General features: G+C 71.0%; 21 protein-coding genes and 1 pseudogene. 19 read left to right on the top strand and 3 right to left on the bottom strand.

What is annotated here, in order from left to right; all coding sequences use genetic code 11:
* The first annotated feature begins 28 nt into the window (after positions 1 to 28).
* From AB0E85_RS09600 to AB0E85_RS09520, 17 genes are all read left to right on the top strand, one after another.
* Positions 29 to 1,288: an MFS transporter gene (locus AB0E85_RS09600; protein WP_361924348.1), complete on the top strand. Its 1,260-nt coding sequence runs from the start codon at positions 29 to 31 to the stop codon at positions 1,286 to 1,288.
* 9 nt (positions 1,289 to 1,297) lie between these two features.
* A complete protein-coding gene (gene pafA / locus AB0E85_RS09595) occupies positions 1,298 to 2,659 on the top strand; it encodes a Pup--protein ligase (RefSeq protein WP_104778656.1) in 1,362 nt (453 codons plus the stop codon).
* 192 nt (positions 2,660 to 2,851) lie between these two features.
* Entirely contained in the window at positions 2,852 to 3,832 is a 981-nt protein-coding gene (locus AB0E85_RS09590; RefSeq protein ID WP_361924346.1) for an FKBP-type peptidyl-prolyl cis-trans isomerase, read from the top strand.
* Positions 3,833 to 3,888: 56 nt separating this feature from the next.
* Positions 3,889 to 4,260: an FKBP-type peptidyl-prolyl cis-trans isomerase gene (locus AB0E85_RS09585; protein WP_010045336.1), complete on the top strand. Its 372-nt coding sequence runs from the start codon at positions 3,889 to 3,891 to the stop codon at positions 4,258 to 4,260.
* A 129-nt stretch (positions 4,261 to 4,389) separates the two neighbouring features.
* A complete protein-coding gene (locus tag AB0E85_RS09580) occupies positions 4,390 to 5,367 on the top strand; it encodes a WYL domain-containing protein (protein WP_361924344.1) in 978 nt (325 codons plus the stop codon).
* 15 nt (positions 5,368 to 5,382) lie between these two features.
* Positions 5,383 to 6,459 (top strand): WYL domain-containing protein, encoded by a 1,077-nt coding sequence (locus AB0E85_RS09575; RefSeq protein WP_361924342.1) that lies wholly within the window; start codon positions 5,383 to 5,385, stop codon positions 6,457 to 6,459.
* Positions 6,460 to 6,559: 100 nt separating this feature from the next.
* Positions 6,560 to 6,853 (top strand): hypothetical protein, encoded by a 294-nt coding sequence (locus tag AB0E85_RS09570; protein WP_107458206.1) that lies wholly within the window; start codon positions 6,560 to 6,562, stop codon positions 6,851 to 6,853.
* Between the two features lie 72 nt (positions 6,854 to 6,925).
* Positions 6,926 to 7,120 (top strand): hypothetical protein, encoded by a 195-nt coding sequence (locus tag AB0E85_RS09565; protein ID WP_033311910.1) that lies wholly within the window; start codon positions 6,926 to 6,928, stop codon positions 7,118 to 7,120.
* A 258-nt stretch (positions 7,121 to 7,378) separates the two neighbouring features.
* Positions 7,379 to 7,660 carry a Sec-independent protein translocase subunit TatA gene (gene tatA / locus AB0E85_RS09560; protein ID WP_033311911.1) on the top strand — a complete coding sequence of 94 codons (282 nt, stop codon included), beginning with the start codon at positions 7,379 to 7,381 and terminating at the stop codon, positions 7,658 to 7,660.
* Between the two features lie 47 nt (positions 7,661 to 7,707).
* On the top strand, positions 7,708 to 8,670 hold the full coding sequence (gene tatC, locus AB0E85_RS09555) for a twin-arginine translocase subunit TatC (RefSeq protein ID WP_361924339.1): 963 nt from the start codon (positions 7,708 to 7,710) through the stop codon (positions 8,668 to 8,670).
* Between the two features lie 31 nt (positions 8,671 to 8,701).
* Positions 8,702 to 9,592 carry a diacylglycerol kinase gene (locus AB0E85_RS09550; protein ID WP_361924337.1) on the top strand — a complete coding sequence of 297 codons (891 nt, stop codon included), beginning with the start codon at positions 8,702 to 8,704 and terminating at the stop codon, positions 9,590 to 9,592.
* A 56-nt stretch (positions 9,593 to 9,648) separates the two neighbouring features.
* Entirely contained in the window at positions 9,649 to 12,498 is a 2,850-nt protein-coding gene (locus AB0E85_RS09545; protein ID WP_361924335.1) for a DEAD/DEAH box helicase, read from the top strand.
* 399 nt (positions 12,499 to 12,897) lie between these two features.
* Positions 12,898 to 14,541: an ATP-binding protein gene (locus tag AB0E85_RS09540; protein WP_361924333.1), complete on the top strand. Its 1,644-nt coding sequence runs from the start codon at positions 12,898 to 12,900 to the stop codon at positions 14,539 to 14,541.
* Positions 14,538 to 14,945: a roadblock/LC7 domain-containing protein gene (locus AB0E85_RS09535; RefSeq protein WP_031141974.1), complete on the top strand. Its 408-nt coding sequence runs from the start codon at positions 14,538 to 14,540 to the stop codon at positions 14,943 to 14,945. Before AB0E85_RS09540 ends, AB0E85_RS09535 begins: the two co-directional genes overlap by 4 nt.
* Positions 14,942 to 15,340: a DUF742 domain-containing protein gene (locus tag AB0E85_RS09530; protein WP_361924331.1), complete on the top strand. Its 399-nt coding sequence runs from the start codon at positions 14,942 to 14,944 to the stop codon at positions 15,338 to 15,340. The genes AB0E85_RS09535 and AB0E85_RS09530 overlap by 4 nt, the downstream gene beginning before the upstream one ends.
* A complete protein-coding gene (locus AB0E85_RS09525) occupies positions 15,321 to 15,941 on the top strand; it encodes an ATP/GTP-binding protein (protein ID WP_062925886.1) in 621 nt (206 codons plus the stop codon). Before AB0E85_RS09530 ends, AB0E85_RS09525 begins: the two co-directional genes overlap by 20 nt.
* A 64-nt stretch (positions 15,942 to 16,005) precedes the next feature.
* Positions 16,006 to 17,559 (top strand): cytochrome P450, encoded by a 1,554-nt coding sequence (locus tag AB0E85_RS09520; protein ID WP_361924328.1) that lies wholly within the window; start codon positions 16,006 to 16,008, stop codon positions 17,557 to 17,559.
* On the opposite strand, the gene AB0E85_RS09515 is transcribed toward AB0E85_RS09520, so the two are convergent.
* The gene (locus AB0E85_RS09515) at positions 17,553 to 18,545 is read right to left on the bottom strand and encodes an RluA family pseudouridine synthase (RefSeq protein ID WP_361924326.1); all 993 of its coding nucleotides are present in this window, start codon (positions 18,543 to 18,545) and stop codon (positions 17,553 to 17,555) included. The genes AB0E85_RS09520 and AB0E85_RS09515 overlap by 7 nt on opposite strands.
* A gap of 80 nt (positions 18,546 to 18,625) precedes the next feature.
* Here AB0E85_RS09515 and AB0E85_RS09510 point away from each other — a divergent pair.
* Positions 18,626 to 19,221, top strand: a pseudogene (locus AB0E85_RS09510) (GNAT family N-acetyltransferase).
* Between the two features lie 18 nt (positions 19,222 to 19,239).
* Here the strand turns inward: AB0E85_RS09510 and AB0E85_RS09505 are convergent.
* Positions 19,240 to 20,082: a siderophore-interacting protein gene (locus tag AB0E85_RS09505; RefSeq protein ID WP_361924324.1), complete on the bottom strand. Its 843-nt coding sequence runs from the start codon at positions 20,080 to 20,082 to the stop codon at positions 19,240 to 19,242.
* Positions 20,083 to 20,186: 104 nt separating this feature from the next.
* Entirely contained in the window at positions 20,187 to 21,116 is a 930-nt protein-coding gene (locus AB0E85_RS09500; protein ID WP_361924410.1) for a 5'-3' exonuclease, read from the bottom strand.
* 1 nt (position 21,117) lies between these two features.
* On the opposite strand from AB0E85_RS09500, the gene AB0E85_RS09495 reads away from it, so the two are divergent.
* On the top strand, positions 21,118 to 21,342 hold the full coding sequence (locus AB0E85_RS09495; RefSeq protein WP_361924322.1) for a hypothetical protein: 225 nt from the start codon (positions 21,118 to 21,120) through the stop codon (positions 21,340 to 21,342).
* Positions 21,343 to 21,561 lie beyond the last annotated feature (219 nt).

Genomic DNA, 21,561 nt, shown 5'->3' with positions numbered 1-21,561 from the left:
CGTTATACGTAAAACCTAGGGCGGGGACATGGCCACGGGATATCTGGAGATCCTCCGGGCGCGACACGCCGCCCGGCTGCTGGTCGGCACGCTGGTGGGCCGGCTGCCCTGCGCCACTGCCCCCATCGCGATCGTGCTGTTCGTCCGGGCCGAGGGCGGTACGTACACCCTGGCGGGGGCGCTGGCGGCCGTCTACGGCGTCGCCAATGCGGTGGGGCAGCCCGTGCTGGGCAGGATCGTCGACCTGCGGGGGCAGCCTCGTGTGCAGCTGCCGGCTGCCGTGCTGTCCGGGCTGGCGATGGCCGTCTTCGCCTTCTCCGGCCTCGGGTCGCTGCCGCTCGCCTATGCCGCCGTGGCCGGTGCCGGGCTCTTCACACCGCCTCTGGAGGGCGGGCTGCGGGCGCTGTGGCCGTCCGTGCTGCGGCGGGAGGACCAGGTGCACACGGCGTACGCCATGGACGCCGTGGCGCAGGAGATCATGTTCACCGTCGGGCCGCTGCTGGTGACGTTGTGCGTGTCCCTGTGGTCGGCCCAGGCCGCGCTGCTCGTGCTGAACGTGGTCGGGGTGCTGGGGGCGCTGTCCGTCGTGGTGTCGGAGCCCTCGCGGGCCTGGCGGTCGGCGCCGCGGGAGGCGCACTGGCTCGGCGCGCTGCGCTCGCCGGGACTGCTCGCGCTGCTTGCGGCGTTCCTGTTCATCGGGATGGCGCTCGGGTCCATCACGGTCGCGTCGGTGCCCTATGCGGACGACCACGGCGGAGACGCCGTGTACGGCTGGCTGATGGCGGCCCTGGGCTTCGGGGCCCTGGTCGGTGGCACCGTCTACGGCGCCCGGCAGTGGGCGGGTGAGCCCGCGCGGCGACTGCGGGTGCTGGTGGCTCTTCTGGTGGTGTGTTACCTCCCGCTGATGCTGATGCCGGACGCCGTGCCCATGGTGGCGCTCACCGCGCTCGCCGGGGTCTTCCTCGCGCCCGCCATCGCCTGTGCGTTCGTCCTGGTCGACCGGCACGCCCCGCGCGGCACGGTCACGGAGGCGTTCTCCTGGCTGGTGACGACGTTCACGGTGGGTCACTCGGTCGGAACGGGCGTCGCGGGGCCGGTGGTCGAGACGGGCGGGGCTCTGTGGGGCTTCGCGGTGCCGGCCGTCGCGGGTGGCGTGTCCCTGCTGGTTTTGACCGCCACAGGGCGGGTAGTCGCAGCTCCCGGCCAGGGAGCGGTTGTTGCGGCCGGTTCGGAAAATGATCCAAACCGTGCCGTCGAACCCCGTTTCAGTTCAGGGGATCGGGCGTAATGTTCCCTCATGGACCGCCGCATTTTCGGGCTGGAGAACGAGTACGGCGTCACGTGCACGTTCAGGGGACAGCGCCGCCTGTCTCCTGACGAGGTGGCGCGGTACCTCTTCCGCCGTGTCGTGTCATGGGGCCGCAGCAGCAATGTCTTTCTGCGAAACGGCGCCCGCCTCTATCTCGACGTGGGATCGCATCCGGAATACGCGACACCGGAATGCGACAACGTGACCGAACTGGTCACCCACGACAAAGCAGGCGAGCGCATTCTCGAAGGACTCCTGGTTGACGCCGAACGACGCCTGCACGAGGAGGGAATCGCGGGCGACGTCTACCTCTTCAAGAACAACACCGACTCGGCGGGCAACTCCTACGGCTGCCACGAGAACTATCTGGTGGCCCGGCACGGGGAGTTCTCCCGGCTCGCGGACATTCTCATTCCGTTCCTGGTCACACGGCAGTTGCTGTGCGGTGCCGGCAAGGTGCTGCAGACGCCGCGCGGGGCCGTGTACTGCGTCAGCCAGCGGGCCGAGCACATCTGGGAGGGCGTCTCCTCGGCGACGACCCGCTCCCGGCCCATCATCAACACGCGTGACGAGCCGCACGCGGACGCCGAGCGCTACCGCCGCCTGCACGTCATCGTGGGCGACTCCAACATGTCCGAGACGACCATGCTGCTCAAGGTCGGCGCCACCGACCTGGTGCTGCGCATGATCGAGGCGGGCACGGTGATGCGGGACCTCACCCTGGAGAACCCGATCCGGGCGATCCGCGAGGTCAGTCACGACATCACCGGCCGGCGCAAGGTGCGCCTGGCCAGCGGACGTGAGGCCTCGGCCCTGGAGGTACAGCGCGAGTACTACGAGAAGGCCCTGGACTTCTGCGAGCGCCGGGGCATCCGCACCGGTACCGTCGAGCAGGTCCTGGAGCTGTGGGGCCGCACCCTGGACGCGATCGAGTCCGAGGACCTCGACCGCATCGGCACCGAGATCGACTGGGTCATGAAGTACAAGCTCATCGAGCGGTACCGCGCCAAGCACAACATGACCATGTCGCATCCGCGGGTCGCGCAGATAGACCTCGCCTACCACGACATCCACCGCCGTCGTGGCCTGTACTACCTGCTCGAGAAGAAGGGCCAGGCGGCCCGTATCTGCAACGACTTGAAGATCTTCGAGGGCAAGTCCGTCCCGCCGCAGACCACTCGGGCCCGGCTGCGCGGCGACTTCATCCGGCGGGCCCAGGAACAGCGCCGTGACTTCACGGTCGACTGGGTCCACCTCAAGCTCAACGACCAGGCACAGCGGACCGTGCTGTGCAAGGACCCGTTCCGTTCCGTGGACGACCGGGTGGAGAAGCTGATCGCCGGAATGTGAGCCGGCGCCGGCCAGTGCGAGAAGCCGATGCCCGGGGGTTTTCACACCTCCGGGCATCGGTCTTTTCCCGGCCGTGTCCGGCCGTTCCTCAGCGGCCCGGGCGGGGCCGTGTCGCGCGGTGAGGCGGGTGCGGAGCGGGTACGCCGTAGAGTGGCGGACATTGCCCCCACACCACCGATCCCAGTTGGACTGATGAACTACAACACGAAACGACGCGTGGCCGCGTTGCTGGCCGTTCCCGCCCTGTTGTTCACCGCCGCGTGCGGATCGGACGACGGGAACAACGGCGACACGGCGGGAGGCGTCGCCGAGATCAAGGGGAAGGTCGGGGCGAAGCCCGAGATCTCCGTGCCCAAGGACGGCAAGCCGTCCGACGAGACCGTGGTCAAGACGGTCTCGGCGGGCAGCGGGACCCCGATCAAGGGTTCCGACTTCGTCCGCCTGGACTGGACCGTCGAGAAGTGGGACGGGGGCCAGGAGCTCGGCGGCACCTGGGCCGCGGGCGCGACGGGTGACAAGGCTCCCCGCCGGCAGTCCATCGAGCAGATCGGCAAGCCGAGCCAGCAGCTCCCCGAGAAGGTCCTCGACGCGGTGAAGGGCAAGAAGCCCGGCAGCCGGATCCTGGTGCAGGGCACCGCGGGCGATCTGATCGGCCAGAGCCTGAACACCTCCTCCGGGATCTCCGCCAAGGACGTGCTGATCTGGGTGGTCGACCCGGTCGGTGCCGCGAGCGTCGACACCAAGGCCGAGGTCAAGGGTGAGCAGGCGCCCTCCGAGCCGGGCATGCCGGAGGTGAAGTCCCCGTCGCAGAAGGCCGCGGTCATCACCGTCCCCAAGGGGGAGAAGGCTCCGAAGGACCTCAAGGAGCAGGTGCTGATCAAGGGCGACGGCAAGAAGGTCGAGGCCGGCCAGGGGCTCATCGCCCAGTACACCGGCGTCAAGTGGGAGGACGGCAAGAAGTTCGACTCCTCCTGGGACCACGGCGGCGCCACCGCCTTCCAGATCGGCAACGGCTCCGTGGTGGCAGGCTGGGACAAGGGCCTCGTCGGCAAGCACGTGGGCGACCGGGTGCTGCTGGTGATCCCGCCCTCGCTCGGCTACGGCGCGAGCCCGCAGAGCGAGCTGTCCAAGAACACGCTGGTCTTCACCGTGGACATCCTCGGCACGGTCTGACCCGGCCGTTCTGTGAGACTGTTCCCGACGCAGGTCACGTAACAAGGAGAGATGAAGTGAGCATCGACAAGCCCGAGATCGACTTCCCGGGCGGCGAGCCCCCGGCGGACCTCGAGATCAAGGACATCTGGGAGGGCGACGGCCCGGTCGCGCAGGCCGGCCAGACCGTCACCGTGCACTACGTGGGTGTCTCCTTCAGCACCGGCGAGGAGTTCGACGCCAGCTGGAACCGCGGCACGCCGTTCCGCTTCCCGCTGGGCGGCGGCCGGGTCATCAAGGGCTGGGACCAGGGCGTGCAGGGCATGAAGGTCGGCGGCCGCCGCCAGCTGACCATCCCCGCGCACCTCGCCTACGGCAACCAGAGCCCGTCCCCTCTGATCAAGCCGGGCGAGACGCTGATCTTCGTGGTCGACCTGCTCGGGGTCTGAACAAGCTCCGAACAGACTCGATCATGTGGGGCCCATGCCTGTTCGGGCATGGGCCCTCGGCTTTTGCCGTGCCACCGTGTGGCGGTACGGTCATCGCTCGTAAGCACCATAGGGAGGCGAAGCGCGTCGATGGCCATTGCCAAGGCGGAGCGGCTGATGAATCTGGCGCTGTGTCTGCTCGGGACCCGGCGGCCGCTCAGCAAGCGTGAGCTGCGCGACTCCATCGAGGCCTACGTCGAGGCCTTCGGGCCGGGCAACGGCGCGTCCGGCTCCGATGATTCCTTCAACCGCATGTTCGAGCGCGACAAGGACGATCTGCGCGAGCTCGGGCTGGTCATCGAGACCGTCGAGAGCCTCGACGGCGAGATCGGCTACATGGCCCGCCGGGACAGCAACCGCCTGCCGCCCATCACCCTGGACGCCGAGGAGGCCGCCGCCCTCGGGCTGGCCGCCAAGGTGTGGCAGCAGGCCCGGCTCGCCGGAGCGGCCAGCGGCGCCCTGCAAAAGCTGCGCGCGGCCGGTCTTCCCGAGGACGTCGACCCGTACGGGTCGCACGGGGCGCTGGAGCCGCGCATCCCCGTGCACGAGGCCGCTTTCGAGCCGCTGATGCTGGCGTGCCGGGACCGCCGGCCCGTCGCCTTCGACTACCGCAAGGCCTCGGCCGCCCACCCCGAGCAGCGGCACGTCGAGCCGTGGGCGCTGGAGTGCTGGCGGGGCCACTGGTACCTGGCGGGCTGGGACCGCGACCGGGGCGCCGAGCGGGTCTTCCGGCTGTCGCGGATCACCGGCAAGGTCCGCTCGCGCGGCGGGCGCTACACCGCTCCCGTGCCGGACGTCGTCACCGTCCGGGAGACCGTGGCGGGCTGGGCCGGGGAGATCGCCGACCGCTCGGCGCGGATCCGGCTGCGTGCGGGCGCGGGCTACCCCCTTCGGGCGAAAGCCACCGCCGTCCGGGAACTCGGCGACGGCTGGGACGAGTTGGAGATTCCGTACGGCCACGGGCTGGACGCCTGGCTGGTGGAGTTCGGACCGGACGTGGTCGTCCTGGAGCCCGCCGAGCTGCGGGCCGACGTGGTGGACCGGCTGCGGGCCGTGGCCAAGGGCTGAGGGGGAGCGGAAACAGTGGCAGGCAAACCGGTCAGGCCCGTGAACGCCATCGACCAGACCCGGCGGATGCTCTCGCTGGTGACGTATCTGAAGGAGCGCCCCGGAGCCCGGGTCGAGGACGTCGCGCGTGCCTTCGGCATCAGCGAGGACGAGCTGGTCTCCGACCTGGACGTGCTGCCCATGTGCGGCACCAGCTTCCGCGGCGGCGACCTGCTCGACATCGACACCGACGGTGAGCGCATCTGGTGGCACAACCCGGCCGCCCTGGCGGCGGAGGCAGCCGAGCCGCTCCGGCTCGCCGCCGACGAGGCCACGGCCCTGCTCGTCGCCGCCCGGGCGGTCTCCACGCTCCCCGGATTGCGCGAGAGTGACCGGCAGGCACTGCTGCGGGCGACGGCCAAGGTGGAGACCGCGGCCGGTGAGGCGGCGGGCGCCAGTTCGCGTCTGTCCGTGACCTTCGAGTCCGAGGGCGGCGTCTTCGCGGACGTCGACCGGGCGATCGCCGAGCGCCGCAGGCTGTGGATCCGCTACTACTCGCCGGCGCGCGACGAGGTCACCGAGCGGGAGATCGACCCCATCCGCCTGGTCAGCGTCGGGCACACGTACGTCGAGGCCTGGTGCCGCCGCTCCGAGGCGCGCCGCACCTTCCGGCTCGACCGGGTGGCCGAGATCAAGATCCTGGACGAGCCGTCGGCGCCGCCCGAGATCGAGCTGAGGGACCTGTCCGAGGCCTTGGTGCAGCCCGCGGCCGAGGACCCGGAGGTCGTGGTCGAGGTCGGGCCCGGCGGCCGCTGGGTCGCGGAGTACTACCCGCACGACAGTGCGGATGAGCTCCCGGACGGCGGGTTGCGTATCACCCTGCGGACCCCCGATCCGGCGTCGCTCCGGCGCCTGGCCCTGCGGCTCGGGCGGGACGGCCGGATCGTCTCGCCGCCGGAACTCGCCGACAGCGCCCGGCAGGCGGCCCGGGAGGCACTGGCGGCGTACGACGGGATCGAGGCGGAGCGGACGGCTCGCGCCGTGGAGGCCGGCGCCCGCGGGCCTCAGGCGGTGCACGCGGTTCCGGACGGGTCCGGCGACGGACCCGGGTGAGCCACCGGCGTCCGTCCGAGGGCCCGCGGCCGGTACGGCCGGGCCGCGACACCGGCCGTGGCGCCCCGGAGGCGAACCACCCAGAAAGAGGAGCGAGGGCTTGAGCGAGTCGGCGACGTCCGGTGTGCGGGGCATGACGGTGGAGTCCGCGTTCGCCGGGATGAGAAGTGTGACCCCGGTCGTCTTCAAGGCGGGCTGCCCCGACTGCCGGGGGTGCTTCGAGCTCGCCGCGGGCGCCCTGCGCCTGGCCATCGGCGCCACGAGCCGCACCACCTTCTACTCCTTCACCTGCCCGGAGTGCGGCGCGTCCGTCCGCAAGCCCGCGGGGGAGCGGATCGTGGAGCTGCTCACCGGCGGCGGTGTGCGGACCCTCAGGCTGCACTCCACCGTCTAGGGGATCCTCAGACCGCACCACCGTCCAGGGGGCCGGCCGTCCGCCCGACCGGGACGGTCTAGGCTCGGCGTCATGTTCTGGCCGATGTTCGCGGTTGCCGTGGGGTTCGTGGGTCTCGTCGTGCTCGGGGTGCTCGCCGTGCGGGTGTTCGTGGAGGCACAGCGCCTGGGCAGGCAGGTGACGGACTCGGCGCGCCGTATCAACCGGGCCGCCGAGGATCTGGAGCGGGCGGCGGGGAGTGCGGCCAGGTCGGTGGACGCTCTGTGAGTTCCGCGGGCGGCGGCCATGAGTTGCTTTTGGGACACTTCGCCCTGTCATCCCGGCGGTTCGGACAGGTACTCTGCTGGTCGCGGCCCGGTTAACGAGGCACTGGTCGCGGACGGGAGTACGTACGGGGGATGCAGAGGGATTGCCTCACGTTCACCCCCGAGCGTTACGATCGCTGCCAGCACGATCGTTCGGACATGTGTCCGACCGGTCGGACAGCATCCCACCACAGCCGCCTCGGTGAGAAGGTAAAGACTTATGTTCGGAAGGCTCGGAGCCCCCGAGATCATTCTCATCCTCGTCGTCATCATCCTGCTGTTCGGCGCGAAGAAGCTTCCGGACATGGCTCGGTCGCTCGGCAAGTCCGCCCGCATCCTCAAGAGCGAGGCCAAGGCGATGAAGGACGAGAACAAGTCCTCCACGACCCCGGCCGGCCCGCCCAACAACGACGAGCCCTCGCAGCGCACCATCCAGGCAGCGCCCGGCGACGTGACCAGCTCGCGTCCGGTCAACGAGCCCACGGACACGACCAAGCGCTGACGCAGGGCCGGTGACCTCCGGCCCGCCGCACGAGATGGGAACGTGGGTTGCTGAAGTCTGCCCGCAAGCAGGAGAAGGATCCCGAGGGGCGGATGCCCCTCGCGGAGCACCTTCGCGAGCTCCGCAACCGGCTCGCCAAGGCGATGCTGGCGATCGTCGCCGTCACGGTCGTCGCCGCCTTCTTCTACAACGACATCATCAACTTGATCACCAAGCCGATCCTCGACTCGGTCGGCTGTGACAAGACCTTCGCGGAGCTGGCCAAGTCGCAGGCCGGCACGAAGCCCTGTGCGCAGATCACCATCAACGGCCTGCTCACCCCCTTCACGCTGGCGCTGAAGGTGTCGCTGATGGCCGGTGTCGTGCTGGCCTCGCCGGCCTGGCTGTACCAGCTGTGGGCCTTCGTCGCGCCGGGACTGCACCGGCACGAGCGGAAGTACGCCTACGCCTTCGTCGCCACGGGCGCCCCGCTGTTCATCGTCGGCGCCTACTTCGCCTACACGGTGCTCCCCACCACGGCGAAGGTGCTCCTGGAGTTCACCCCGGGCGGCACGTCCAACCTCCTTCCGCTGGACGACCTGCTCGACCTGGTCATGCGGATGGTCCTCGTCTTCGGCCTCTCCTTCGAGCTGCCGCTGCTGCTGGTCATGCTCAACCTCACCGGGGTGCTCACCGGCAAGCGCATGCTCGGCTGGTGGCGCGGCATGATCATGGGCATCACGGTGTTCGCGGCCATCGCCACGCCCAGCACCGACCCGCTGACCATGCTGGCGCTCGCGGCACCGATCTGGATCCTGTACTTCGCGGCCGTCGCCTTCTCCCTGCTCAACGACCGCCGGCGCAGCCGTCGCGAGGCCCTGGGCCCCGCCGACGACGAGGCCTCCGAGCTGGACCTCACCCCCGACGACATCGGCGAGATCGAGCCCGTCACCACCAGCCGGGCCGCGCTGCCCGAGCAGGCTGGCTCGGAGCGCTCGGACCGGGTCAACGGTTATGACGACGTGACCTGAAGATCGGCAGGCAGATCGTAGGGTCGGTCGCGTGACCAGCGAGATCACCCTCTTCGTCAACCCCACCGCGGGCCGCGGCCGGGGCGCCCACGCGGCGCAGCCGGCCGCTTCCGCGTTGCGGGCGGCCGGCTTCTCGGTCCGGACGGTCCTCGGGGAGGACGCCGCGGACGCCCTCGTCCGCGCGCGGACGGCCGTCGAGGGCGGCACGGGCGCGCTGATCGCCGTCGGCGGTGACGGCATGGCGGGCCTGGCACTGCGGGCCGTAACGGGCACCCGCACCCCGCTCGGCCTGGTCGCCGTCGGCACCGGCAACGACTTCGCCCGCGCCCTCGGCCTGCCCGTGCGGAATCCCGCCGCCGCGGGCCGCATGATCGCCGACGCCCTCAAGTGCGGCCGGATCCGCGACATCGACCTCGGACGGGTGGGCGACCGCTGGTTCGGCACGGTCCTGGCCGCCGGCTTCGACTCCCGCGTCAACGACCGCGGCAACCGCATGCGGTGGCCCACCGGCCGCCTCAAGTACGACCTGGCGATGGTCGCCGAACTCGCCGGGTTCCGGCCCGTCCCGTACCGGATACGGCTCGACGACGGAGAGGTCCGGGAGGTCGAGGCGACCCTCGTGGCCGTCGGCAACGGCCCCTCCTACGGCGGAGGCATGCGGATCTGCCCCGGCGCCGACCTGACCGACGGGCTGTTCGACATCACCGTCGTGGGGGACTGCTCCCGGGCGACGCTGCTGCGGGTGTTCCCGAGGGTGTACCGGGGGACGCACGTCGGCCATCCGAAGGTAACCGTGCTGCGGGCGGCCCGGGTCGAGATCACCGCCGAGGACGTCACCGGCTACGCCGACGGCGAGCCGCTCGGCCCGCTGCCGCTGAGCGCGCGCTGCGTACGCGGGGGCGTGCGGGTCGTCGGCCCCTGAGGTCCGCCGCCCCTGAGCTGCGCCGATTCCGGGTTTCACAGGAACGGATCCGGATAATGATCGTCCTGTTGTCAGTGCGGCCCGGTACGCTCGAAAGCACGATGACAGAGGACCTCTCACCGGCCGAGCGGTACGCGGCAGCCCGCCTGCGGGCAGCCGAGCAGGCCACCGCGCTCGCGGGCTTCCGCGAGATGTACGACTTCGGTCTCGACCCCTTCCAGATCGAGGCCTGCCAGGCACTCGAGGAAGGGAAGGGCGTGCTCGTCGCCGCGCCCACCGGCTCCGGCAAGACGATCGTCGGCGAGTTCGCCGTCCACCTCGCCCTGAGGCAGGGCAAGAAGTGCTTCTACACGACACCCATCAAGGCGCTGTCGAACCAGAAGTACGCCGACCTGTGCCGCCGCTACGGCACGGACAAGGTGGGCCTGCTGACCGGCGACAACAGCGTCAACTCCGAGGCGCCGGTGGTCGTGATGACCACCGAGGTGCTGCGGAACATGCTGTACGCCGGTTCCCAGACCCTCCTGGGCCTCGGTTACGTGGTCATGGACGAGGTGCACTACCTCTCCGACCGGTTCCGCGGTGCCGTCTGGGAAGAGGTGATCATCCACCTCCCAGAGTCGGTCACGCTCGTCTCGCTCTCGGCGACCGTGTCGAACGCCGAGGAGTTCGGCGACTGGCTCGACACCGTCCGCGGCGACACCGAGGTGATCGTCTCCGAGCACCGGCCCGTGCCGCTGTTCCAGCACGTGCTGGCCGGGCGGCGGATGTACGACCTCTTCGAGGAGGGCGAGGGCCACAGGAAGGCCGTCAACCCCGACCTGACGCGCATGGCGCGCATGGAGGCGAGCCGGCCGTCGTACCAGGACCGCCGGCGCGGCCGGTCCATGCGCGAGGCCGACCGTGAGCGCGAGCGCCGCCAGCGTTCCCGCATCTGGACGCCGAGCCGGCCCGAGGTCATCGAGCGGCTCGACGCCGAGGGGCTGCTGCCCGCCATCACCTTCATCTTCAGCCGCGCCGCCTGTGAGGCCGCCGTCCAGCAGTGCCTGTACGCGGGGCTCCGGCTCAACGACGACGAGGCGCGCGAACGGGTGCGCGCCCTGGTCGAGGAGCGCACGGCGTCCATCCCGAGGGAGGACCTGCACGTCCTCGGATACTACGAGTGGCTGGAGGGCCTGGAGCGCGGCATCGCGGCCCACCACGCGGGCATGCTGCCGACCTTCAAGGAGGTCGTCGAGGAGCTGTTCGTGCGCGGCCTGGTCAAGGCCGTGTTCGCCACCGAGACCCTCGCTCTCGGCATCAACATGCCCGCCCGCTCGGTGGTGCTGGAGAAGCTCGTCAAGTGGAACGGCGAGCAGCACGCGGACATCACCCCGGGCGAGTTCACCCAGCTGACCGGCCGGGCCGGACGGCGCGGCATCGACGTCGAGGGCCACGCCGTCGTGCTCTGGCAGCGCGGCATGAGCCCCGAGCACCTCGCGGGCCTGGCCGGCACGCGCACGTACCCGCTGCGCTCCAGCTTCAAGCCGTCGTACAACATGGCGGTCAACCTGGTCGAGCAGTTCGGGCGGCACCGTTCGCGTGAGCTGCTGGAGACGTCGTTCGCACAGTTCCAGGCGGACAAGTCGGTCGTCGGCATCTCCCGACAGGTGCAGCGCAACGAGGAGGGCCTGGAGGGCTACAAGGCCTCCATGACCTGCCACCTCGGCGACTTCACGGAGTACGCGCGGCTGCGCCGTGAGCTGAAGGACCGGGAGAACGAGATCGCCCGGCAGGGCGTGGCCCAGCGGCGCGCGGAGGCCGCCGTCGCGCTGGAGAAGCTGAAGCCCGGTGACGTCATCCACGTACCCACCGGCAAGTACGCCGGCCTGGCGCTGGTACTGGACCCGGGGCTCCCGGCGGGCCGTTCCAACGGCCACCGCGGTTTCGATCACCACGACGGGCCGCGCCCGCTGGTGCTGACCGCCGAGCGGCAGGTGAAGCGACTGGCGTCCATGGACTTCCCGGTGCCGGTCGAGCCGCTGGAGCGGATGCGGATCCCCAAGTCCTTCAACCCGCGCTCGCCGCAGTCCCGTCGGGACCTCGCGTCGGCGCTGCGCACCAAGGCCGGGCACATCCCCGCCGAGCGGCACCGCAAGCAGCGCTCCCAGGCCGCCGACGACCGGGAGATCGCCCGGCTGCGGACCGCCCTGCGCGCGCACCCCTGCCACGGCTGCAACGACCGTGAGGATCATGCCCGTTGGGCTGAGCGGTACCACCGGCTGCTGCGCGACACCTCGCAGCTGGAGCGTCGGATCGAGGGCCGTACGAACACGATCGCCCGGACGTTCGACCGCATCGTGGCGCTGCTGACCGAGCTGGACTACCTGCGCGCCGACGAGGTCACCGAGCACGGCAAGCGGCTCGCGCGGCTCTACGGCGAGCTGGACCTGCTCGCCAGCGAGTGTCTGCGCGAGGGGGTCTGGGAGGGGCTCGGACCGGCCGAACTCGCCGCGTGTGTCTCGGCGTTGGTGTACGAGTCCCGTGTCGCCGACGACGCGATGGCCCCGAAGGTGCCGTCCGGGAAGGCCAAGGCCGCGCTGGGCGAGATGGTGCGGATCTGGGGGCGGCTGGACGCGCTGGAGGAGGAGTTCCGGATCACCCAGACCGAGGGGGTCGGGCAGCGTGAGCCCGACCTCGGCTTCGCCTGGGCCGCGTACGAGTGGGCCTCCGGGAAGGGGCTCGACGAGGTGCTCCGGGAGGCGGAGATGCCGGCGGGCGACTTCGTGCGGTGGTGCAAGCAGGTCATCGACGTGCTGGGGCAGATCGCGGCGGCGGCTCCGCAGGGATCCTCTGTGGTGAAGAACGCCCGTAAGGCCGTGGATCTGTTGCTGCGGGGTGTTGTCGCCTACTCGTCGGTGGGGTGACGGTTGCTGCGCGGGTGACCGCCGTCGGCGGTTGTTCGCGCCCACGCGGCGGAGCCGCACAATGACACAGCCCCGCGCCCCCGAGAAAGACGTCGTACTGAGGCCCATTCACCCGTCACGGTGAGTGGGCTTTCGTATGCCTGTACGCCGTCACGTAGCGCATTCGAACGATGTCGCAGCGTGTAAACGACTGAGCGTACTATCCCTTCGCGTCCGGTTTCCGGCAGTTGCTGAATATGACACAGCGATGATCCGGTCGGACTAAGCTCGCCCGCAGCGCACCGGCTTGAGATGAATTCGTGCGCTTGTTCCCCAATGTGTGGAAGATCCCGACAGCTTCATGACATACCCCCCTGCAAGTCCTCCCGAACCTCAGTCGACTCCTGTCAGAAGGCCCACATGGTGAGTGTTCAATCCCCTCCCGGTCGCCGTGAACTTCCCTACGCGCGCGTGCTGTTGCTGCCGGCCATAGTCATGGCCGCGGCGACCGGAGCCGCCGTCGCCCTGGTGGCGGAGCCGGCCCGGGGCGCCGTCGGCTGGTGCGGCGGCATCGCCACGGCACTCGTGCTCGCGACGGCGGCCGAGGCGGTGCGCCGCGGCCGCGCGCTGCGCAACCAGCGTGCGGAGCACGCCCGCCACACCGAGCATCTGGAACAGCGGATCGCCGCCCACGAGAACGAACTGGTCCGCTTCTCCAGGGAGATCGTGCCCGCCTCGCTCGATCTGCTGCGCACCGGAGAATCGCCCAGGGAGGTGATCCGCAAGCTCGGCCTCGCCCATCCCGCGTTCCGCGACCTCCCCGCCCCGCAGGCGGAGACGCTGCTGACCGTCCTCAAGATCGTCGACCGCGAAGTGACCATGCGTGACGCCGCCGCGCGCTCCTTCGTCAGTGTCGCCCGCCGCGTCCAGGCGATCATCCACCAGCAGGCCGAGGAACTCCGGGAGATGGAGGAGGACCACGGCCGCAACCCGGAGGTCTTCGACGACCTGCTGCGCATCGACCACGGCAACGCCCTGATCGGCCGCCTGGCCGACTCCGTCTCCGTCCTCGGCGGCGGCCGCCCCGGCCGGCAGTGGCCCCAGCCGGTGTCCCTCTACAGCACCCTGCGCGGCGCCATGTCCCGCATCCTGGAGTACCGGCGCATCCAGCTGTCCTCCATCGCCAAGGTCAGCGTCAAGGGCATCTACGTCGAGCCGGTCATCCACGCCGCCGCCGAACTCCTCGACAACGCCACGCGCTACTCGCCGCCGCAGACCAAGGTGCACGTCACCGCCACCGAGGTGCAGACCGGCGTCTGCATCGAGATCGAGGACGGCGGCGTCAACCTCAACGAGGAGGCCCGCGCCCGGATCGAGGGCATGCTGGAGGCCGCCAAGGCCGGCATCGACCTCCAGGACATCGGCGAGCACCCGCGCCTCGGCCTCGCCGTCGTGGGCCGCCTGTGCACGGCGTACAACATGCAGGTCTCGCTGCGCGCCTCCGCGTACGGCGGCGTCCGCGCCATCCTCATCGTGCCGAGCGAGATGATCACCCACGAGCCCGGTGTCGGACTCGCCCACGGCATCGGCGCCACCGGCATCCCCATGACCGTCGGCATCCCCGAGGGCCCGAAGCGCGCCCCCAAGAGGCGCCGCCCCACCAGTCCGAAGATCCCCGCCACGGTCTCCCTGGAGGACGACGACGTCCCCGAGGTCACCGAGTGGACGGCGAACGGACTGCCGCAGCGCCGCAGCCGGGTGAAGATGCCCCTCGCCGAGCGGCTCGCCCAGCAGGCCGCCAACGAGAAGGCCGACCGCGAGGCCGCCGAGCGCGGCGAGTACAACCCCTGGGCGGCGGCTCAGGAGCCCGAGACCAAGCCCCTGCGCGACATGTCGGCGCCCGACGCCCCCGGCAAGGGTCTGGAGGCCTTCTGGGAGGGACTCAAGCAGGGAATCGAACCCGGCACCCACCCGACCGACTTCATCCGGAACCCGCACAAGTACCTGCACCTGATCAACGACCCGGCTCCCACCGAGGCCGACGACGAGGGGGACCTCAAGTGATCCAGCAGCGAGGCAACTTCGACTGGATGCTCAAGCAGCTCGCCGACGGCGTGCCGGGCATCGAGATGATCGTGGTGCTCTCCGCCGACGGCCTGCGCATCGCCCGCTACGGCGGCGAACCCGACGCGGCCGACCGGGTCGCCGCGGCCTGCGCGGGCCTTCAGTCCCTCGCGGGCAGCGTCTGCCAGGAACTCACCGTCGGCGACGGCGAGATGAAGCTCGTCATGATCGAGATCGACCGCGGCTACTTCTACCTGATGTCCGCCGGCGCCAACGCCTTCCTCGCGGTGCTGTCCGACGTGCGGTGCGAGCCCGGACGGATGAGCGCGATGATGCGCGACCTGGTCGTCCGGATCGGCGGCCATCTCACCAGTCCGCCCCGGCGGAACGGGCAGATCGTATGACGCCTCCGCAACGCCAGAGGCGCGATGTCCTCCCGGAACCGCCCACGCCCGAAGCCGGCGAGGACAAGCCCGGCAACCCGGAGCGGATGTACGTGGTGGCGGGCCCGGACGGTGAACGGGCCGAGCTCGACCTCGTGACCTTAATCGTGGCGCGTGCCACGGACCCGCCGCCGTCAGCCTCTCCCGAGCAGGCGGCGCTGCTCCGACTCTGCGCCGCCCCCCTGTCCGTGGCCGAGCTGTCGGCCTACCTCCACCTGCCGTTCAGCGCGATGGGCGTGCTGCTCACCGAGTTGCTGACGGCGGAACTGGTACAGGCGCGTGCCCCGATCGTCCGCAAGGCGCGCTCCGACCGTTCCCTCCTCGAAGCGGTGATGAATGGACTTCAACGGCTCTGACACCATCCCGGGCCCCCGGACCGAGGACCAGCTGCCCCACACGGCGCAGGCCGCGGCCAAGATCGTGATCGTGGGCGGCTTCGGCGTCGGCAAGACGACCATGGTCGGGTCGGTCAGCGAGATCACACCGCTGACCACCGAGGAGACCATGACGCAGGCCGGCATCGGTGTCGACGACAACTTCGGCTCCGCGTCCAAGACGGCCACCACCGTCGCCATGGACTTCGGCCGGATCAGCATCACCGACCAGCTGGTGCTGTACCTCTTCGGCACGCCCGGCCAGCAGCGTTTCTGGTTCCTGTGGAACGGCTTGTTCGAGGGGGCGCTCGGCGCGGTCGTGCTGGTCGACACCCGGCGGCTGGAGGTCAGCTTCGACGTCATGGGGCGGCTGGAGGAGCGCGGCGTGCCCTTCGTGGTCGCCATCAACTCCTTCCCCGACGCCCCTCGTTACGACGTCGAGGAGCTGCGCACGGCCCTCGACCTCACACCGGACATCCCGATCATCGAGTGCGACGCGCGGCGGCGGGCCTCCAGCCGCGACGTCCTGATGACCCTCATGCGCTTCCTGCACTCGCTCGCCATGACGGGCTCGCTCACCTGAACCGCATCACCCGGCCCACACCTTCCCCCCAGACCTGAAATACCTCAGTTTCGGAGCGATCACTGTGACGCCTGAATCCCACGCCCCGACCGGTACGGACGAACTCCGGCCCGGCCCGCCCCCCGGCTGCCCCGCGCACGGCCTCGGGCCCGGAGGGCTGCACCGGCTGCACGAGGCGGAGGACCTGGGAGCGCTGTACGAGCAACTGCGGGACCAGCACGGTCCCGTGGCGCCCGTACTGCTCCACGACGACGTGCCGATGTGGATCGTCCTCGGCCACGCCGAGAACCTGCACATGGTGCGCTCGCCCTCGCAGTTCTGCCGGGACAGCCGTATCTGGAACCCGCTCAGGGAGGGCCTCGTCAAGCCCGACCACCCGCTGATGCCGCACATCGCCTGGCAGCCGATCGCCTCCCACGCCGAGGGCGACGAGCACAAGCGGCTGCGCGGCGCGGTCATGGGTGCCATCTCCACCATCGACTTCCGCAGTCTGCGCCGCTACATCAACCGCAGTACGCAGGCGATCGTCAACCGGTTCTGCGAGGCGGGCGAGGCAGACCTCGTCGGCCAGTTCACCGAGCACCTGCCGATGGCGGTGATGTGCGAGATCCTCGGCATGCCCGAGGAGTACAGCGACCGGCTCGTCGAGGCCGCCCGCGACGCCCTCAAGGGCACCGAGACCTCCCTCGCCAGCCACTCCTACGTCATGGACGCCCTGAGCCGGCTCACCGCCACCCGCCGCGCCCGGCCGGAGGAGGACCTCGCCAGCTACCTGATCACCCACCCGGCCCGGCTCAGCGACGACGAGGTCCGCGAGCACCTGCGCCTGGTGCTCTTCGCCGCCTACGAGGCCACCACCAACCTGCTGTCCAACGTGCTGCTCACGGTGCTGATCGACCCGCGCTTCCGGGCCCAGCTCAACGGCGGACAGATGACGGTGCCGGAGGCGGTGGAACAGTCCCTGTGGAACGAGCCGCCGTTCAGTACGGTCTTCGCCTACTTCGCGAAGCAGGAGACCGAGCTGGGCGGGCAGCGCATCCGCCGCGGGGACGGGCTGCTCTTCGCGCCGCTCCCCGCCAACGTCGACCCACGGGTGCGGCCGGACCTGAAGGCCAGCATGCAGGGCAACCGCTCCCACCTGGCCTTCGGCGGCGGACCGCACGAGTGCCCCGGGCAGGACATCGGCCGCTCCATCGCCGACGTCGGCGTCGACGCGCTGCTGATGCGGCTGCCCGACGTCGAACTCGACTGCGACGAGGAGGAGTTGCGCTGGACGGCGTCCATCGCCTCCCGGCACCTGGTGGACCTGCCGGTGCAGTTCGCGCCCAAGCCGCCGCAGGACGTGCAGGAGGTGCCGAACCACAAGCCGGTCGCCGCGCAGCGCTCGGACTGGCAGATCGGCACCGCGCAGCAGCCGCAGACCGCACCGGCCGCCGCGCAACCCCAGCCCGTCGCGGCGCAGCCGCAGCCCGTCGCCGCGCAGCCGGCCCCGGCGCAGCCCCAGCCGGTGCCGGCGCAGCCCCAGCCGGCGCCGGTGCCGCCGCAGCCCGCCGTCGCGGAACCGCCCCGCCGCAAGGGCGTCTGGCAGCGGTTCCTGAGCTGGTGGCGCGGCTACTGACCGGCTGACGGGCCGTCGTACGTCCCGGCGGCCCACCGGTCGTGGCCCGCCCAGGCCGCGAGCACCCGGCCGCTGCGGAACCGGTGCTCCTCGCCCGTGACCGGGTCGGTGAACTCCAGTGACCGCGCCAGCAGTTGGAGCGGGCGGCGGAAGTCACCGGCCGGTACGGCGGCGGTCACCTCCGGATAGAGCGGGTCGCCGAGGATCGGCAGGCCCAGTGCGGCCATGTGGACGCGCAGCTGGTGCGTCTGGCCGGTGGCGGGCGCGAGCCGGTACCGGCCGAGCGGGCCGGGCTCCCCGGCCCGGTCGCGGTGTTCGACGAGCTCGACACGGCTCACGGCGTTGGGCTCGCCCGGGACCTCCCGGGCGGTGAGCACCCCCCTCTCCTTCACGATCCGGCTGCGCACGGTCCGGGGCATGGGGAGGGCGGGATCGTACGGGGCTACGGCCTCGTACTCCTTGCGGACCCGGCGGTCACGGAACAGCGTCTGGTACGCGCCGCGCTCCTCGGGGCGCACGGTGAACAGCACGAGTCCCGCGGTGAGGCGGTCCAGGCGGTGCGCGGCGGTGAGGGCCGGGAGGTCCAGCTCGCGGCGGAGCCGGGCCAGCGCCGTCTCGGCGACATGACTGCCGCGCGGGGTGGTGGCGAGGAAGTGCGGCTTGTCGGCGACCACGATGTGCGCGTCCCGGTGCACCACCTCCAGCCGGAAGGGCACCGGCACCTCGTCGGGCAGGTCCCGGTGGAACCACACGAACAGCCCGGGCACATACGGGGCGTCCGCGGCGACGGGCCGTCCGTCCGCCCCGACGATCCGGCCCGCGTCGAACAGGCCGTCGACGACACCGGCACCCGCGCCGGAGAGCCGCTCCACCAGGTGCTCACGCACCGTCCCCCAGGTCCCCGCGGCGGGCAGCCGTACCCGTACCGGGTCAACGCCCCGGCGCTGCGGCAGGGGAGAGGGCGGGAGGTGGCTCTTGCGTCTCATCGCGGCCCAGCGTACGAGGCCGGTGAGCCGACCCGGAAAACCGGTGGGAGCGCCCGGCCCGATCTTGTCAGGATGCGGTCATGCCGTTCCTCATCAGCCCGGTCCTGACTGCCGGGACGCTCACTCGACGACCCCAGCCCGCCCTCCCAGCCGACGGCGGGCTCCTGCTGCGCCCCTGGCGGGCCGGGGACGCGCCCGCCGTGTACGAGGTCTTCCAGGACCCCCTGATGCACCAGTGGCACGCCCGGGCCGCCGACTCCGTGGACGAGGTCGGTGACTGGATCCGTGAGTGGCACCAGGCGTGGGACGACGAGCGGGAGGCGCACTGGGCCGTGGCCGACGTGGACTCCGGGGCGCTGCTGGGCCGGGTGGCGCTGCGCGAGCTGCGGCTCTACGACGGGACGGCGGAGGTGGCGTACTGGACCGCCCCGGCGGCCCGGGGCCGGGTGTCGCCGGTCGGGCCACGACCGCGCTCACCCACTGGGCCCTCGACGAGGCCGGCTTCCACCGGCTGGAACTCCTGCACGCCGTGCGCAACGAGGCCTCGTGCCGCGTCGCCGCCAGAACGGGCTTCGCCCTGGAGGGCACCAAGCGCAGGGCGGCCCTCCAGCCGGACGGATGGCACGACATGCACCTGCACGCGCGGGTCGGCTCCCGCGCACGCCTGCCCTCGTGAGCACGTGAGGAGACGTCCTCAGGCCGCGGACACGCTTTCCTGCTCCGCCTCGATCCGGGCGTTCCACTCGCGCTTGGATTCCTGCCAGCCGTCCTCGTTGTGGCCGCGGCGCCAGTAGCCGGAGATCGAGAGGGACTCGCGCGGGACGTGGCGCTCGACGCGGAGCAGATGGCGCAGCTGCTTCACGAAGTGCGCCTCACCGTGGACGAAGGCGTGCACGCGGCCCTCGGGGAACTCCAGGTTCCGTACGGCCTCGACCAGCGCCTCACCGAGCGGGCGGGCGCCGCGGTGCAGCCAGACGACCTCCACGTCCGAGTCGATCTTCTGCTCCTCCTCGGGCCCGGAGATCTCCACGAAGGCATACGCCCTGGTTCCGCGCGGCAGCGCCTCCAGGGCGCAGGCGATCGCGGGCAGCGCGCTCTCGTCACCGGCGAGCAGATGCCAGTCGGCGCCCGGGTCGGGCGCGTAGGCCCCGCCGGGTCCCATGAAGTGCACGGTCTCGCCCGGCCGGACACGCGCGGCCCAGGGACCGGCCAGGCCCTCGTCGCCGTGGATGACGAAGTCCAGCGTCAGCTCGCGGTGCTCGGCATCCCACTGGCGGACCGTGTAGGTCCGGGTCACCGGCCACTGGTCGCGCGGCAGCTCCTCCCGGACGCGCTGGAGGTCGAAGGGCTCCGCATAGGTGACGCCCGCCGGCGGGAACAGCAGTTTCACGTAGTGGTCGGTGCACGTGTCCGCCGCGAAGTCGGCGAGGCCCTCGCCGCCGAGCACCACACGCTGCATGTGCGGGGTCAGCCGTTCGGTACGGACGACCTGAGCGGAGTGCGCCCGGCGGGGCTGTCGTCCCGGTCGCTCAGCCATGAGGACCTCCCTGTCTCACATAGTTAGGGTTACCTAAGTTAGCACCTCGTCCCCCGATCACACCTCTTGTGCGGCAAGCTCACGTCGTTCTCTTGCAAACGGGTTCAGGTCGCCAGGGTCGTCAGCAGGCGCTCCAGTGATCCGCCGAGCCCCCAGCGGGCCGCCAGCGCCTCCAGTGCCGCCGGGTCGTGCGGCGCCCGCGGCAGGGCCGTGGAGACGTCCGGCAGGGGCACGTCGTCCGCGACCTTGACCACCTTCGGTGCGACCGCGAGATACGGCCGCGCCTCGTCCAGCCGCCTGCGCTGCGTCGGCGTCAGCTTCGACCGCCGGTCCTCGACCGCCGCCAGGATCCCGGCCAGGTCACCGAACTCGGCCAGCAGCTTGGCGGCCGTCTTCTCACCGACGCCCGGCACTCCCGGCAGGCCGTCGCTGGGGTCGCCGCGCAGCAGGGCCAGATCCGCGTACCCGCTGCCGCCGACCCCATACTTCTCACGCAGCACCGCCTCATCGGTGTGCTGGAGGGTGCCCACGCCCTTCAGCGGGTACAGCACGCGCACCCCGCGCGCGTCGTCCACCAGCTGGTACAGGTCGCGGTCGCCCGTGACGATGTCGACCGGGCCCTTCGCCCGCGCGGTGAACGTGCCGATCACGTCGTCCGCCTCGTACCCGGCGACACCCACGCGCGCGATGCCCACCGCGTCCAGCACCGCCTCGATGACCGGCACCTGCGGCGACAGCGTGTCGGGCACCTCCTCCTCGTCCGGGCCCACCGCGTGTTCCTCGGCCACGCGGTGCGCTTTGTAGGACGGGATCAGCTCCACCCGCCACTGCGGCCGCCAGTCGGCGTCCATGCAGGCCACGAGCTGGTCGGGCCGGTGGTCCCGGACCAGGCGGTCGATGAAGTCGAGCAGTCCGCGCACGGCGTTCACCGGCGTGCCGTCCGGGGCCCTGACCGAGTCCGGGACGCCGAAGTAGGCGCGGAAGTACAGGGAAGCGGTGTCGAGGAGCATCAGTCGTCCGGTCACGCCACGCATCATGCCGTACGCCACCGACAGCCCCTCGGTGCAGCGCGAGAACGGTGATGCCATCTGGGTCCGGGACACTCGCGACGACGGACATCACGCCGCCGTCCAATGGTGGACCAGTGGCCAGAGCGCGAGCGATGACCATGTCTGTCATGACTGTGCGGGCAAGTTCGAGGGCGACACGCGCCTGTTCAACGGGGACGCCGGCCCGGCCATGTCCTCCAAGGCGTCCTGACGCGCGACAGGGATCGAGATGCGTCCCGGGCCGATGTGCCGGGACGGCGATGACGGGACGGCGATGACGAAGTGGGCCCCGCCTCCAGGTGCGGCCCACTTCGTCATTGCCCGTGAACGTGGCGCCACGAAACGGATCCGGCCAACTGCACGGAGTTACCCCGGCGCAGTGCGCCGCGCAGGCGTACCGTGGCGGCCCGCTCACAAGTCCCTGCCGGGC

Origin of the sequence: Streptomyces sp. NPDC029044 (genome assembly GCF_040637495.1) — a bacterium.
Taxonomy (GTDB): domain Bacteria; phylum Actinomycetota; class Actinomycetes; order Streptomycetales; family Streptomycetaceae; genus Streptomyces.
The sequence above is the reverse complement of the archived record's forward strand: the minus strand, read 5'-3'. Positions and strand labels throughout refer to the sequence as shown.

What these genes read in the sequence shown, in the direction of transcription:
- AB0E85_RS09515 (WP_361924326.1), bottom strand. Translation starts at nt 18,545, where the DNA reads ATGAGACGCAAGAGCCACCTCCCGCCCTCTCCCCTGCCGCAGCGCCGG.
- AB0E85_RS09580 (WP_361924344.1), top strand. Translation starts at nt 4,390, where the DNA reads ATGGCCATTGCCAAGGCGGAGCGGCTGATGAATCTGGCGCTGTGTCTG.
- AB0E85_RS09545 (WP_361924335.1), top strand. Translation starts at nt 9,649, where the DNA reads ATGATCGTCCTGTTGTCAGTGCGGCCCGGTACGCTCGAAAGCACGATG.
- pafA (WP_104778656.1), top strand. Translation starts at nt 1,298, where the DNA reads ATGGACCGCCGCATTTTCGGGCTGGAGAACGAGTACGGCGTCACGTGC.
- AB0E85_RS09505 (WP_361924324.1), bottom strand. Translation starts at nt 20,082, where the DNA reads ATGGCTGAGCGACCGGGACGACAGCCCCGCCGGGCGCACTCCGCTCAG.
- AB0E85_RS09565 (WP_033311910.1), top strand. Translation starts at nt 6,926, where the DNA reads ATGTTCTGGCCGATGTTCGCGGTTGCCGTGGGGTTCGTGGGTCTCGTC.
- AB0E85_RS09525 (WP_062925886.1), top strand. Translation starts at nt 15,321, where the DNA reads ATGGACTTCAACGGCTCTGACACCATCCCGGGCCCCCGGACCGAGGAC.
- AB0E85_RS09500 (WP_361924410.1), bottom strand. Translation starts at nt 21,116, where the DNA reads ATGCGTGGCGTGACCGGACGACTGATGCTCCTCGACACCGCTTCCCTG.
- AB0E85_RS09530 (WP_361924331.1), top strand. Translation starts at nt 14,942, where the DNA reads ATGACGCCTCCGCAACGCCAGAGGCGCGATGTCCTCCCGGAACCGCCC.
- AB0E85_RS09495 (WP_361924322.1), top strand. Translation starts at nt 21,118, where the DNA reads ATGCCGTACGCCACCGACAGCCCCTCGGTGCAGCGCGAGAACGGTGAT.
- tatA (WP_033311911.1), top strand. Translation starts at nt 7,379, where the DNA reads ATGTTCGGAAGGCTCGGAGCCCCCGAGATCATTCTCATCCTCGTCGTC.
- AB0E85_RS09590 (WP_361924346.1), top strand. Translation starts at nt 2,852, where the DNA reads ATGAACTACAACACGAAACGACGCGTGGCCGCGTTGCTGGCCGTTCCC.
- AB0E85_RS09600 (WP_361924348.1), top strand. Translation starts at nt 29, where the DNA reads ATGGCCACGGGATATCTGGAGATCCTCCGGGCGCGACACGCCGCCCGG.
- AB0E85_RS09540 (WP_361924333.1), top strand. Translation starts at nt 12,898, where the DNA reads ATGGTGAGTGTTCAATCCCCTCCCGGTCGCCGTGAACTTCCCTACGCG.